Annotated in this window: 13 protein-coding genes; 3 read left to right on the top strand and 10 right to left on the bottom strand. The window is 64.4% G+C overall.

Annotation, left to right across the window (positions count from 1 at the left end; all coding sequences use genetic code 11):
• Positions 1-150: 150 nt before the first annotated feature.
• The 3 genes from FS320_RS17770 to FS320_RS17760 all read left to right on the top strand — a co-directional run bounded on the left by FS320_RS17770 (position 151) and on the right by FS320_RS17760 (position 3,303).
• The gene (locus FS320_RS17770; protein WP_152713161.1) at positions 151-1,305 is read left to right on the top strand and encodes an aminotransferase; all 1,155 of its coding nucleotides are present in this window, start codon (positions 151-153) and stop codon (positions 1,303-1,305) included.
• Between the two features lie 97 nt (positions 1,306-1,402).
• Positions 1,403-2,488: a polyamine ABC transporter substrate-binding protein gene (locus FS320_RS17765; RefSeq protein WP_152713160.1), complete on the top strand. Its 1,086-nt coding sequence runs from the start codon at positions 1,403-1,405 to the stop codon at positions 2,486-2,488.
• Between the two features lie 92 nt (positions 2,489-2,580).
• Complete coding sequence (locus FS320_RS17760) at positions 2,581-3,303, top strand: SIMPL domain-containing protein (protein ID WP_162003062.1); 723 nt, start codon at positions 2,581-2,583, stop codon at positions 3,301-3,303.
• 24 nt (positions 3,304-3,327) lie between these two features.
• Here the strand turns inward: FS320_RS17760 and FS320_RS17755 are convergent, their stop codons facing one another.
• From FS320_RS17755 to FS320_RS17710, 10 genes are all read right to left on the bottom strand, one after another.
• A complete protein-coding gene (locus FS320_RS17755) occupies positions 3,328-5,316 on the bottom strand; it encodes a methyl-accepting chemotaxis protein (RefSeq protein WP_152713158.1) in 1,989 nt (662 codons plus the stop codon).
• 98 nt (positions 5,317-5,414) lie between these two features.
• The gene (gene ptsN, locus FS320_RS17750) at positions 5,415-5,873 is read right to left on the bottom strand and encodes a PTS IIA-like nitrogen regulatory protein PtsN (protein ID WP_152713157.1); all 459 of its coding nucleotides are present in this window, start codon (positions 5,871-5,873) and stop codon (positions 5,415-5,417) included.
• A gap of 84 nt (positions 5,874-5,957) precedes the next feature.
• The gene (gene hpf, locus FS320_RS17745; RefSeq protein WP_152713156.1) at positions 5,958-6,536 is read right to left on the bottom strand and encodes a ribosome hibernation-promoting factor, HPF/YfiA family; all 579 of its coding nucleotides are present in this window, start codon (positions 6,534-6,536) and stop codon (positions 5,958-5,960) included.
• A gap of 117 nt (positions 6,537-6,653) precedes the next feature.
• Complete coding sequence (gene rpoN / locus FS320_RS17740) at positions 6,654-8,078, bottom strand: RNA polymerase factor sigma-54 (RefSeq protein WP_152713155.1); 1,425 nt, start codon at positions 8,076-8,078, stop codon at positions 6,654-6,656.
• A gap of 89 nt (positions 8,079-8,167) precedes the next feature.
• The gene (gene lptB / locus FS320_RS17735; protein ID WP_152713154.1) at positions 8,168-9,031 is read right to left on the bottom strand and encodes an LPS export ABC transporter ATP-binding protein; all 864 of its coding nucleotides are present in this window, start codon (positions 9,029-9,031) and stop codon (positions 8,168-8,170) included.
• 33 nt (positions 9,032-9,064) lie between these two features.
• The gene (locus FS320_RS17730; RefSeq protein ID WP_152713153.1) at positions 9,065-9,706 is read right to left on the bottom strand and encodes an LptA/OstA family protein; all 642 of its coding nucleotides are present in this window, start codon (positions 9,704-9,706) and stop codon (positions 9,065-9,067) included.
• Positions 9,703-10,431, bottom strand: a complete 729-nt coding sequence (gene lptC / locus FS320_RS17725) for an LPS export ABC transporter periplasmic protein LptC (RefSeq protein ID WP_162003063.1) — start codon at positions 10,429-10,431, stop codon at positions 9,703-9,705. The genes FS320_RS17730 and lptC overlap by 4 nt, the downstream gene beginning before the upstream one ends.
• A gap of 144 nt (positions 10,432-10,575) precedes the next feature.
• Positions 10,576-11,190: a ribonuclease D gene (locus FS320_RS17720; protein ID WP_152713151.1), complete on the bottom strand. Its 615-nt coding sequence runs from the start codon at positions 11,188-11,190 to the stop codon at positions 10,576-10,578.
• 115 nt (positions 11,191-11,305) lie between these two features.
• Entirely contained in the window at positions 11,306-11,773 is a 468-nt protein-coding gene (locus tag FS320_RS17715; protein WP_192926302.1) for a hypothetical protein, read from the bottom strand.
• 116 nt (positions 11,774-11,889) lie between these two features.
• On the bottom strand, positions 11,890-12,282 hold the full coding sequence (locus tag FS320_RS17710) for a response regulator (protein WP_162003064.1): 393 nt from the start codon (positions 12,280-12,282) through the stop codon (positions 11,890-11,892).
• Positions 12,283-12,571: the final 289 nt, after the last annotated feature.

The raw sequence follows: 12,571 nt of genomic DNA, 5'->3' as shown, positions 1-12,571 counted from the left end.
ACCACCCTCGATCAACCCCACGGCTCAGGGCTCCCCAGCCCTGGGCCTACGGGTGCTGGCTCTTTTTGAAAGGATTGCCGGTTCGATCTTCGCCCGCTCCGTGATACGAAGCACCTCAAAGCCACGAACATCCATCCATGAGAGAGCGGCATGAACCGACTGTTCGCCAACCTTCCCACCACCGTGTTCGAAGTCATGTCGAGCCTCGCCCGGGAGACCGGGGCGATCAATCTCGGCCAGGGCTTCCCGGACGATCCCGGTCCCGAGGACGTGCGGCGGGCGGCAGCGGATGCGGTGCTCAACGGCTACAACCAGTATCCTTCGATGATGGGCATCCCGGAACTGCGCTCCGCCATCGCGGCCCATTACAAGCACTGGCAGGGCGTCGATCTCGATGCGAGCACCGAGGTGATGGTGACGTCGGGCGCGACGGAAGCGCTCGCGGGCGCGATCCTCGGCATCGTCGAGCCGGGCGACGAGGTGGTGCTGTTCGAGCCGATGTACGACGCCTATCTGCCCCTGGTGCGGCTCGCCGGCGGTGTGCCGAAATTCGTCACCCTGCAGCCGCCCCATTTCCGCCTGACCGAGGAGGCGCTCGCCAATGCGTTCTCGCACAGGACCAAGGCGGTGGTGTTCAACAATCCGCTCAACCCGACCGCGACCGTGTTCTCGAACGAGGACTTGAGCCTGCTCGCCGCGTTCTGCCGCAAGTTCGACGCCATCGCGATCTCGGACGAGGTCTGGGAGCACGTGGTCTTCGACGGCCGCAAGCACCAGCCGGTGTTGGGGCTCGAAGGCATGCGCGAGCGCTCGGTGAAGATCGGCTCGGCCGGCAAGATCTTCAGCCTCACGGGCTGGAAGGTCGGGTTCGTGTGCGCCGCACCCCATATCATGAAGGTGCTGGCGAAATCGCACCAGTTCCTCGCCTTCACGACGGCGCCGAACCTGCAAGCCGCGGTGGCCTACGGCCTGGCCAAGGACGACGCCTATTTCGAGGGCATGCGGAAAAACTTCGCCCGCAGCCGCGACCGCTTCACCGATGGATTGCGGACGCTGGGCTTCGACGTGATCCCGAGCCAGGGCACCTATTTCGTCAACATCGACATCGCGCCCCTGGGCGAAACCGACGACGTCGCCTTCTGCCGCCGCCTCGTGATGGAGCACGGCGTCGCGGCGATCCCGGTCTCGGCCTTCTATGCGGAGGGCGCGGTGAAGAGCGTGGTGCGCTTCTGCTTCGCCAAGAAGGATTCCACCCTCGACGCCGGGCTGGAGCGGCTGGCGAAGGCGATCAGAAAGGCAGCCTGAGTTCCGGCTGCCTGCCGCCAATTCGGACATTGTTTCTTCGCCCGGAATTTCCTAGCCTGCCCCGTTGCCACTCTCAATCCCAGGAGTCCCACCCCTGATGATCCGTCTTCTCGCTTCGGTTGCTCTGACCTTAGGCCTCGTCACCGCCGCCACCGCCCAGGAGCGCGTGGTCAACGTCTATAACTGGTCCGACTACGTGGATCCGAAGGCGCTGGACGAGTTCACGAAGCAGACCGGCATCAAGGTGGTCTACGACACCTACGACAACAACGAGATCGTCGAGACCAAGCTTCTGGCCGGCAAATCCGGCTACGACATCGTCGTGCCCTCGGGCCCCTTCGTGCAGCGCCTGATCGGCGCCAAGGTGTTCCAGAAGCTCGACAAGACCAAGCTCCCGAACCTCGCCAACCAATGGCCCGAGGTGACGCAGCGTCTGGCCGTGTTCGATCCGGGCAACCAATACGCCGTCAACTACATGTGGGGCACCACCGGCATCGGCATCAACGTGAAGAAGGTGAAGGAGATTCTCGGCGACGTGCCGCTCAACACCTGGGACCTGGTGATGAAGCCCGAGATCTCCTCCAAGCTGAAGGCCTGCGGCATCTATATGCTCGACAGTCCCGAGGATCTCTTCCCGGGCGTCATGGCCTATCTCGGCCTCAACCCGGACTCGAAGCGCATCGAGGATCTGAACAAGGCGGGCGATGCCCTGTTCCGCATCCGGGGCAACATCCAGAAGTTCCACTCGTCCGAGTACATCAACGCTCTGGCCAACGGCGACATCTGCGTGGCGGTGGGCTATTCGGGCGACATGATCCAGGCCAAGAACCGCGCCGAGGAAGCCAAGAACGGCGTCGAGGTCGGCTATGTCATTCCGCGGGAAGGTGCGTTGATGTGGTTCGACAGCTTTGCGATCCCGGCGGATGCCAAGAACGCAGCCGAGGCGCATAAATTCATCAACTTCATGCTGCGTCCCGAGATTGCCGCCAAGAACACCAACTTCGTGTCCTATGCCTCCGGCAACCTCGCCGCCAAGCCGCACGTCGACAAGGCGATCCTCGACAATCCCGGCATCTACCCGGACGAGGCCACCATGAAGCGCCTCTTCACCAACACGGCCTATGACGAGCGTTCGCAGCGCACCGTCACGCGGCTCTGGACCAAGGTGAAGACCGGCCGTTAATCCGCCACTCAGGTTCGCCCGGGCATTGTCCCGTGACCCTCGAAGCTTCGCCTATGGGCGAAGCTTTTTCGTTTGAAGAAGGACGTTTTCCCATGCGCCTTGCCGTTGCCGCCGCTCTTGCAGCCTTGTGTCTCGCCTCCCCGGCGCTCGCCCAGGCTCCCACGCCGCGCCAGCCGACGATCAGCGTGATGGGATCGGGCGAGGCGGAGCTGAAGCCGGACTTCGCCCGCATCCATGTCACCGTGGCGACGCAAGCCGAGACCGTCGCGCAGGCGACCGCCGCCAACAACACGGCCACGGAGCGGGTTCTCGCCCGCATCCAGGGCCTCGGGATCAAGCGGGAGGACATCCGGACCGCGAATTTCCAGGTCTTCCAGACGCCCCAGCAGGTCGGACCGGACGGCAAGGAAATGAAGACCCCGAAATTCTCGGCCAATCATCAGCTGCGGATCACCACCCGCGACCTCGACGGCGTCGGGCGCCTGGCAGGCGAGATCCTGGCCAGCGGGGACATGACCTTCCAGTCGGTCACCTTCGGCCTCGACAAACAGGAAGAGGGCGGCGACAAGGCCCGCGAGGCGGCCGTGCGCGATGCCCGCCGTCAGGCGGAGATCTATGCCTCTGCCGCCGGCGTCTCCCTAGGCCGCCTTCTGGAGATCCGGGACGGCTCCGCCCAGCCCTTCGAGCCGCAGCCGGACATGCGCATGTCCATGGCGATGGCCAAGGGCGCCGAGTCGGTTCCGATCGTGCCGCCGGCCACGATCCGCTACACGGCCAACGTTCAGCTCGTCTGGGAGATGGCCGGTAAGCCCTGAGGCATCCCGGCCGATCTCACGTTTTCAGGCAGTCCTGACGCTCTGAAGGAACTGGCCGATCTCGGCACCGAGGCGCTGGGCCTGCCGCTCCAGGGCGACCGAGAGATCCGCCACGTTCCGGGCAGCGTCGAGCGACTCGGAGGCGACGCCCTGTGTCGTCTCGATGGCGGAGGTGCCGGCCTGCGCTTCCGTGGACACCTGAGCCACGGAGCGGGCGATCTCCGACACCGCCGCCGTCTGCTGGCCGACGGTTCCGGCCACCGTGCAGACGACCCCCGCCAGATCCTCGACGGAGGCCTGCACGGTGCCGAGCGCCACCAGGGTCTCGCGCGAGGCCGCCTGCACGGCCTCGATCTGCCGGGCGATCTCCTCGGTCGCCTTGGCGGTCTGGCCAGCGAGGTCCTTCACCTCGCTCGCCACCACGGCAAAGCCCTTGCCGGCCTCGCCGGCGCGGGCTGCCTCGATGGTGGCGTTCAGCGCAAGCAGATTGGTCTGCGCCGCGATGGAGCGGATGAGGTTTGCCACCTCGCCGATCTGCGAGGTCGCCGTCGAGAGCGTCGACATGCTGCCGGAAGCGCCCCGTGCTTCCGCTACCGCGCGCTCGGAGGCCTGCGCCGAGGCATTGGTCTGGGCGGCGACTTCGGCGAGGGACGCGTCGAGCTCCTCCGCGGCGCTCGCCACCGCCGACATGTTGTGCGCCGTGCGGGTGGAGGCCGCTCCAGCGATCTGCGCCTGCCGGGTGACGTGATTGGCCGATCCCTCCAGCTGCCCGGAGGCCTTGGCGAGATCGCCCGTGACCTGCCGAACCTCCGAAAGAATCTGCTCGACCGAGGCGTCGAAGGCCGTGATCGCGCCGGAAATCGCCTGGGCCCGCTCGGCATCGACGGCCGCCATGCCCTCGCGCTCCTGCGTCAGCCGCTCACGCTCGCGGGCGTTGTCGCGGAAGACCAGGACCGTACGGGCCATGGCGCCGATCTCGTCGGTGGTGCCGGTGAAGGGGATCTCGCTCGCCGCATCGCCATCGGCAAGCCGCCGCATGGCCTGCTGCAGGCGGGTCAGCGGCAGGGAGATCGACCGTCCGACGATGAAATTGAGGATCAGGCCGAACAGCAGCGTAGCGCCCATCGCCCACAGGATCAGGGTGAAGGTGCGGTGCTGGGAAGCGGTGAGCTGCTCTTCGGTCTTGTGCGCCTCGGCGCGCACCTTGGCCAAGAGCTGGTCGAGAACGGGCACGAGCAGATCGAACTGCCCCATCAATTTCTCGCCCTGGCCGGAGACCTGCTGTTCCAGCTCGCCCCAGGCATGGAAGGATTCCTGGAATGAAACGCTTGCGGATTCGATCGCCGCCTTGTCCTTCGGGTCACCTGGGAGTTGGGCCAGAGCGCGCGTGAACCGACCCTGCTCGACCTCGAAGGCGCCCAGAATGCTTTCCTCGAGCAGAATGCGGGCGCGGGCCTCCTGATTGAACATGCCGAGCATGGCCGCCCAGAGGCGCCAAGTGATGGCTTCGCCGCTGCCCGTCAGAGGGCGCACGAGCTTTTCAAGGTTCGACTCCGCCTTGAGGAGGCGTCCCTGCGCGCCTTCATCGGGCTTGCTGCCGACGGCGGCATAGAGTTTGTCGAGAGCGTTGCCTTGACCGATCAGAGCCGCCGAGCGCTGCTTCAGGGCCGTGACCTCCGGTTCGATCAGGCCGGCGCCGGTGGATGTGCTCATTTCGTCGAGCTGGGCGGCAAGTGACTTGTGCTGATCGATGAAGGCCTGACCATGATGGCTCAGGCGGCTTGCCGTCCATTCTCCGGCCGTGACCTTCAGGGCATCGGCCCGACCCCGGAACTGGTTGGCCTTCTCGGCCAGGGCGGAATAGGTCTGCTGCGCCGACAGCGCCTGTTCGACCTCATTGCGGCCTGTCTGAAAGACCGCACCGATGACCGCAAAGCCGAGCACCATGACACCACTCAACGTGGCGACGCGCACCCGGACCGACGGCCGCCTCACACGAGCAAGAGACGACATTCCCCCGAATCCCCCTTTAGGACTTTGCGGCAAGATTGGGGCGGACGTGTTAAAGAGAGATTTACGTTAGGTTAGAAATCCGTTTGCGTCAGAGCGGCTTAAGCCGCCTTCGGCAGCTCGGTCATGATGGCATAAAGCGCAGTGGCATCCCGGGTGGCGCGCACCCGCTCGATCAGTCCCGGCTCGCGCAGGACGCGAGCGACCCGCGCCAGGGCCTTCAGGTGATCGGCCCCGGCCCCTTCGGGAGCGAGAAGCAGGAAGAGCACGTCGACCGGCTGGCCGTCGAGAGCCTCGAAGTCGACCGGTTTGTCGAGCCTTGCCATCAGGCCGAAGATGCGGGTCAGACCCGGCAGCTTGCCGTGGGGAATGGCAATGCCCTCGCCGATCCCGGTCGAGCCGAGGCGTTCGCGCTGCAGGAGAGCCTCATAGATGGCGCCGTCGGGGAGACCCGTGTGTCGGGCCGCCTGGGAGGCCAGTTCCTGAAGGGCCTGCTTTTTGCCGTTGACGCGCAGGGCGGGCAAAACGGCCCGAGGGTCTAGAAAATCCAGCAAAGGCATCGATCACGCCGCATTATGATGTGAAGCCTGGAAGGCTTCGCACCGTTCCACGCAAGAACCGGGCCAAGAAGAGGTAGCTCCCCGTCAAGGCTGTGCGAGCGGCGGATCCACCCAACCGATCGCCCCGTCGCCGCGGCGGTATACGACGTTCATGCGGCCGGTGCTAGCATGGATGAACACGAGAGCGGCCGCTCCGGTGAGATCGAGCTGCATCACAGCGTCGCTGACGGAAAGCTTGTGGAGGGGCTTCGTGGTCTCGGCGATCACCATCGGATGATAGGCCTCCTCCTCGACCGCCTCGTCGCTGGGGGCCTCCAGGACGGAATAGGCCATTTCGAGGCTGTTGCCCGCGCGGCCGCTGACCGGCCCGGAACGGCCCTTGAGACGCTGCTTGTAGCGGCGCAGGCGGTTCTCGATCCGGCCCGCCGTCTGATCGAAGCTGGCATAGGCGTCCTGAGCGGCCCCGGAGGCTTCCAGGGTCATACCCGAGGTCAGGTGAAGCACGCAGTCCGTTCGATAGCCTGTGCCATCGCGGGTGACGGTCACATGGCCCGAATAGCCCCCGTCGAAATACTTCGAGAGCGCACCGGCCACCCGATCCTGGACCTGAGACCTAAGGGCTTCGCCTATATCGAGATTCTTCCCCGACACCCTCAATGTCATCGTGCTCTCCTCCTCTTGCGCCGTCGCTTCGCTGCGATCCTTCAGGGTGACGCTTGGAGCCGATGATGATCCGAATGGGGGCCAATGCAAGCCTTGAAGTGGCGTGGATCGGACAGGTCAGACCTTCAGCTTGTGCCTCCGGCGCCGGTCCGCCGAGGAGGGAATGCGCAGGGCCTCCCGATATTTCGCGATCGTGCGCCGGGCGACCTGGATCCCGTCTGCTTTCAATTTCTGGGCAATTGCCTCATCCGAGAGCACATCGGCTGGACTCTCGGCCTCGATCAGCTGCCTGATTCGGTGACGAACGGCTTTGGCCGAATGCTCGCCCTCTCCCGTAGCGGCGCTGAGGAAGAACTTCATCGGGTGGGTGCCGCGCTCGGTTCCGATCGCCTTGTTCGCGGCCACGCGGGAGATGGTGGATTCGTGCATGCCGATCGCCTCCGCCACGCTCCTGAGCGTCATGGGACGGAAGGCGGCGATCCCTTCCTTGAAGAACTCCTCCTGCTGGCGGACGATCTCGGCAGCGACCTTCAGAATCGTCTTGGCGCGCTGGTCCAGGCTGCGGGTCAGCCAGCTTGCGGTCTGCAGGCAGTCGGAGAGGAAGCTCTTGTCCTCGTCCTTGCGCACCACCTTCGCGACCTCGGCATAATAGCTCCGGTTGAGCAGGATGCGGGGAAGGGTTTCCGGATTGAGCTCGACCGTGAAGCTGCCGTCGGAGGCGCTCCGCACCAGCACGTCGGGCACGAGCACATCGATGGCAGCAGGCGTGAAGGCGAGGCCGGGCTTGGGTTCGAGGCGGCGGATCTCGGCCAGCATTTCGGCGAGATCCTCCTGATCGACGCCGCAGACCTTTCGCAAGCCCGCAAAATCCTGCCGGGCGACGAGATGGAGATGGGTGAGCAGGGTCTGCATCGCCGGATCGAGCCGGTTGCGCTCGCGCAGCTGAAGGCCCAAGCATTCGGCGAGGTCACGCGCACCGACGCCGGACGGCTCGAAACTCTGGATCAGACGCAGGGCGGCCTCGGCCTCCTCGGACGCAATCCGAAGCCGAGCCGAGAACTCCACCAGATCCTCGGTGAGGTATCCGGCCTCGTCGAGATTGTGGATCAGGTGCTCGCAGATCACACGAAGCCTCGGATCGGCGGTGGCGAGATCGAGCTGCGCCTCCAGATGTTCGCTCAGGCTCGTCGCCTGGGCGAGCATGTCCCCCATGTCTGGCTTGAGCTCGCTGTGGCCCGCGCTTGCCGTTTGTCCCGATGATGCCGGCACGGCATCTGCGCGCGACGGAGGCGGGCCGGGGACGATCCTCGGCCCTGCGGCTTCCGCCTTCTGCTTGGCGCGCAGGAAATCGGCGAGGCTCGGCACGGGCGCATCGACAGGGGTCTCGCCCTCCTGCAGGAGGGGATTGCGCTCGAGCTCCGCTTCCACATAGGCCGCGAGTTCCGCATGGGAGAGCTGCAGCAGCTTGATGGATTGAACGAGCTGGGGAGTCATGGTCAGGGACTGGCCCTGGCGCAGCTCCAGTCGTTGCATCGCTCCCATGAAAGCACCCGAAGACGTTCAGGCATGCTTCTTGCATGCCTAGACGGTTTTACTGCGTGCACTCCCCTTAGGTCAAAAGGGGAATGGTCCTAAAGGCGGAAGTCCTCGCCCAGGTACAGGCGGCGCACCTCTTCGTTCGACACGATGGCATCGGGCGCGCCCTCGGTCAGAACGCGACCGGAATGGATGATGTAGGCGCGGTCGATGAGACCGAGCGTCTCGCGAACGTTGTGGTCGGTGATGAGCACGCCGATGCCACGCCGGGTCAGGTGCCGTACGAGGTTCTGGATGTCGCCCACCGCGATGGGATCGATGCCGGCGAAGGGCTCGTCGAGGAGCATGAAGGTCGGCTCGCCCGCGAGCGCCCGGGCGATCTCGCAGCGGCGCCGCTCGCCGCCCGAGAGCGCGATGGACGGCGATTTGCGCAGGCGCGTGATGTTGAACTCGTCGAGCAGCGCATCGAGCTTGCGCTCGCGCTCCTTGCGGCTCGGCTCGACGATCTCGAGAACGGCGCGGATATTGTCTTCCACGTTGAGACCGCGAAAGATCGAGGCTTCCTGCGGGAGATAGCCGATGCCGAGACGGGCACGGCGATACATGGGCAGGCTCGTCACGTCGTGCCCGTCCAGGCTGATGACGCCGCGATCGGCGCCGACGAGGCCCGTGATCATGTAGAAGATGGTGGTCTTGCCTGCGCCGTTGGGGCCGAGCAGGCCGACGGCCTCGCCCGCACGCACATTCAGGCCTGCATCCTGCACCACGGTGCGGCCGCGATAGCTCTTCTGCAGGCCCTTGACCGCCAGGATTCCGGGACCGCCGAACACGGCTTCGCTCTCGGCGCGATGAAAGGCATGCGGGCTCGACCCGACTGGATGAGGTTCCAGGAGGCTCACGTCGGAGGGACCGGTTTGAGAACGGTTGAAAAGAGGTTTCACAGGCTCATCGTCGATCATGAAAAAGGGAAAAGCGGGAGACGGCCTCCCGCTTTAGTTCGTGGCCGGCCTTTGCTGAGGCTTCGGCTTGGCGGCGCCTGCGGCAGGAGTTCCACCGGCTCCGGTCGGGGCAGGCCCGCCGTTGCCGGGCACGAACAGCGCCCTCACGCGTCCGCCAGGCGTCGTTTCGATATTCGCCACGCCGGTATTGATGTCGTAGAGCACCCGCTCGCCCTTGGTGACGTTCGGTCCGTCGCTCAGGGTCGCGTTGCCGGTCAGCATGATCTTGTTGGAGCCGCGGTCGAAGGTCGCGTTCTCGCCGGTCGCGACCTGGGTCCGCGACACGATGGTGACCGGGCCCTTGCAATCGATCTTCTTGATGGCGCTGTCGTCGGCCGTCTGCGCCGCCGGTGCCGCTTGTCCGCCGTTCGGGTCCCGCTGCTCGTAGAACACGGTCATGACCGTGCATTTCATGGTGCTCTCGCCCTGAACCGCCACCACGTCGCCGGTGAAGACCGCGCGGCCTTCCTTGTCGAAGACGTCGAGCTTGTTGGCGTCGATCTTGATCGGCTCCTTGCTGGAGCCGAAATTGCCGAAGCCGACGGCGCGCTCCTTGCTGGCCTGGGCCCAGGCAACCTGCATCGGAACCGGGGAGAGAAGCGCGATGGCCAGGGCGGCGCGTGTGAGACTCATCATGGACGGATACTTGTCTGTTGGGGTGCAGGAGCCTTGGAAGGAGCCGTGGAGCCCGTGCCGGCAGCGTCCGGGGAGGATGGGGTGGAACCGGACGAGGGCTGAATGACCGTGCGGACACGGCCCTTGAAGCTCATGACCTTGCCGTTGTCCGCGACATCGAGCCCCTCCGCCTCGATGGTACCGTTGCCGAAGGAGACGGTGACGGGATCGTTGGAGACCACCGAACCGGCCTTGAACCTTACGAAGGCCGTACGGAGCTTGACCTCATGGCCGCCATCCGTGGTGACCACGATGTTCTGGCGCAGCCTCAACTGCTCCTTCTTGGTGTCGAGGACACCGGAATCGGCCTGAAGCCTCGCAACCCCGCCACGCTCATCGGTCACGATACGCGCCTTGAGATCCTTGAGCTGCACGAGGTCGGGCTTGCGCACATCCTGCGTGGCGGCGCTGGCGGTCACCTCGTAGGGTCGGTTGTCGTTCTTGAAGCCGTTCAGCTTCGGGCTTTCCATGGTGACGTTGGTACCGCTCACCCCGATGGAGCTGAAGCTCAGGTTCTCGATCTGCTGGAACGGATTGTAATAGGCCATGGTCCCTACACCGGCCATGCCCAGCAGGGAGCCGAGGGGAATGGCGATCTTGGCGAAGCGGACCCAGCGGGAATGGCGACGAGCCTTGTTGAAGGCGCGCGACCGTACGGCCGACCTCGAGGTCGGGCCATCACGCATCGTGGTGCCCTGAATTCCCGCCACTTTCGTCCAACCCCTTCGGTCTGATCCACGGCCGCTTGACCATCGGCACGGCGCCATGCCGGAGGGACATGGCGATGTTATGACGGATGTGGGTTTTATGCGGGAAAGTTTAAGCGCGCGTCAAGAATGGGCGAAAATATCCGTATCCGGCCAGCCGAGAAGGTCGAGCTGGGCGCGAGTCGGCAGAAAGCTGAAGCATTGATGGGCAATGCCGAGCCTGTTCTCCCGTTCCAGGAGACGGTCGAGCTTGACCTTCAGGGCATGGAGATGCAGCACGTCGGAAGCGGCGTAATCGAGCTGGGCCGTCGTCAGGGTCTCCGCACCCCAGTCGGAGGATTGCTGCTGTTTCGACAGTTCCACCCCGAGCTGCTCGCGCGCCAGCTCCTTCAGCCCATGCCGATCGGTATAGGTGCGCACGAGCCACGACGCGACCTTGGTGCAGTAGATCGGACGCGGCATGATTCCGAAGGTGTGGAAGATGACTGCAAGATCGAAACGGGCATAATGGAAAATCTTGAGCACGCTCTCGTCGGAGAGCACGCGGATCAGGTTCTCCGGCAGAGGCCCGTCCTTGAGGATCTGCACCACGTCCGCCGTGCCGTCCCCGGTCGAGATCTGCACCACGCACAGCCGATCCCGATGCGGATTGAGACCGAGCGTCTCGGTGTCGACGGCGATCGCAGAGCCGGGCTTGTAACTGGCGGGCAGGTCGCCGCGATGGAAGCGTACTGTCATGGTACATCCAAAAATGCTTGTAAAATGCCTCTAACCCGTCTGGGCGGCGGCTTCAACGGATGAGAAAAGCCCCGCTATGGACGGGGCTTTCCCGATTCTGGCCGTTCAGAGGGCTTCAATAGCAGGTCCGGATCCGGCGCACGACCACCCGGCCATAGGCATTGACGACCCGGCGACGCTCGAAGACGCATCCCGGAGGAGCGTAATAGGCCGGCCTGTAATAATCCGGACCGTAATAGGGATTGGCCGCCGCGCTTGCGATGGCTCCCAGAGCAAGACCGCCGATCACGCCGGCCGCAACAGCGCCGCCGTAATTGGGACGCCGGTAATAGCCGTACGGATAGCCATAACCGTAAGACCGGCGAGGCCCGTAGCCGTAGTAGCGGCGAGGCCCGTAATAGGCGGAACGAGCGCCGCCGTAGTAGCGCGGGGCATAATAGCGTTGTCTCAACCCGTGGGGAGCGTAGCCATCGCCCTGATAGCGACCCCAGCGGGGCTGGGCTTCGGCCGGAACAGGTTGAACGGCCACGGCACCGACAAGGACAAGGCCCGCAGCCATCCAAGTTTTGAACGAAACGCCCATGGCGCCCTCCAAAGAGCGGAACTTCTATGACAACGGAATGCCAAGCCTCGATGTTCCGCTTTTGTCTTTGGCGCCACGCCTATGAGGCGATACCGGGATACCGTCTTGTCAAGGTTTTACGATAGTTCGGAGTTCAGGACGATCGCGTCGTTCTCGGGCCGGGCAAGGCCACCGAGAACGCTCAGGAGGATTTCGCGGCTGGCGGGTTTTTCGAGCCAGGGCACGTTCTGCAGCTCCGGCGGGCAATCCGCCTTCGATGGCAGGCCGGAATAGACGGCAAAGGGCACACCCCGGCACTTCAGCGCCCGGGCAATCTCCAGGGAGGTGCCGTCCCTGATCATGATATCCAGGATGGCAACGTCCGGCGCATCGTCCTCAAGCCATTGCAAGGCTTGGACATTGCTCATGAAGATACCTGCCACTTCAAAGCCGGCATCCTCCAGGAAAGCCTCCAGGGACATACCGATCAGCACCTGGTCTTCGACGATCATGCAGCGGGTTTGAGCCATTACGTCCATCATCCGGCGGCTTGGTTGGCAGCGGGCAGGCTCCGCCAGGGAATCCATCGGTGGCGCCTCGTGAGAAACGCCTAGCCGTTCTTATGCATGGGAAGGTTGATGAAGGCTGGCGAGTGTAGCTTAAGCACTTGAAGCAGCGTAGGATTTGGTTGCTGAGACTAATCCCTGCCACCAATTGCCCTGTGCCACACTCGCCATGCCGGACGATACACCTGCCACCTTCCCGTTTCCAGCCGTTGGCCGCAAGAAGATCACCGCTGCTTTCGACGGTGGGCGCCTG

Origin of the sequence: Microvirga tunisiensis, assembly GCF_009296175.1 — a bacterium.
Taxonomy (GTDB): Bacteria; Pseudomonadota; Alphaproteobacteria; order Rhizobiales; family Beijerinckiaceae; genus Microvirga; species Microvirga tunisiensis.
Note: the sequence above shows the minus strand (reverse complement) of the source record. Positions and strands in the feature narration are given on the sequence as shown.

Excerpts from the sequence above, each read along its gene's own strand:
- FS320_RS17770 (WP_152713161.1), top strand. The coding sequence starts at position 151 with ATGAACCGACTGTTCGCCAACCTTCCCACCACCGTGTTCGAAGTCATG.
- FS320_RS17765 (WP_152713160.1), top strand. The coding sequence starts at position 1,403 with ATGATCCGTCTTCTCGCTTCGGTTGCTCTGACCTTAGGCCTCGTCACC.
- FS320_RS17760 (WP_162003062.1), top strand. The coding sequence starts at position 2,581 with ATGCGCCTTGCCGTTGCCGCCGCTCTTGCAGCCTTGTGTCTCGCCTCC.
- FS320_RS17755 (WP_152713158.1), bottom strand. The coding sequence starts at position 5,316 with ATGTCGTCTCTTGCTCGTGTGAGGCGGCCGTCGGTCCGGGTGCGCGTC.
- ptsN (WP_152713157.1), bottom strand. The coding sequence starts at position 5,873 with ATGCCTTTGCTGGATTTTCTAGACCCTCGGGCCGTTTTGCCCGCCCTG.
- hpf (WP_152713156.1), bottom strand. The coding sequence starts at position 6,536 with ATGACATTGAGGGTGTCGGGGAAGAATCTCGATATAGGCGAAGCCCTT.
- rpoN (WP_152713155.1), bottom strand. The coding sequence starts at position 8,078 with ATGGGAGCGATGCAACGACTGGAGCTGCGCCAGGGCCAGTCCCTGACC.
- lptB (WP_152713154.1), bottom strand. The coding sequence starts at position 9,031 with ATGATCGACGATGAGCCTGTGAAACCTCTTTTCAACCGTTCTCAAACC.
- FS320_RS17730 (WP_152713153.1), bottom strand. The coding sequence starts at position 9,706 with ATGATGAGTCTCACACGCGCCGCCCTGGCCATCGCGCTTCTCTCCCCG.
- lptC (WP_162003063.1), bottom strand. The coding sequence starts at position 10,431 with ATGCGTGATGGCCCGACCTCGAGGTCGGCCGTACGGTCGCGCGCCTTC.
- FS320_RS17720 (WP_152713151.1), bottom strand. The coding sequence starts at position 11,190 with ATGACAGTACGCTTCCATCGCGGCGACCTGCCCGCCAGTTACAAGCCC.
- FS320_RS17715 (WP_192926302.1), bottom strand. The coding sequence starts at position 11,773 with ATGGGCGTTTCGTTCAAAACTTGGATGGCTGCGGGCCTTGTCCTTGTC.
- FS320_RS17710 (WP_162003064.1), bottom strand. The coding sequence starts at position 12,282 with ATGGCTCAAACCCGCTGCATGATCGTCGAAGACCAGGTGCTGATCGGT.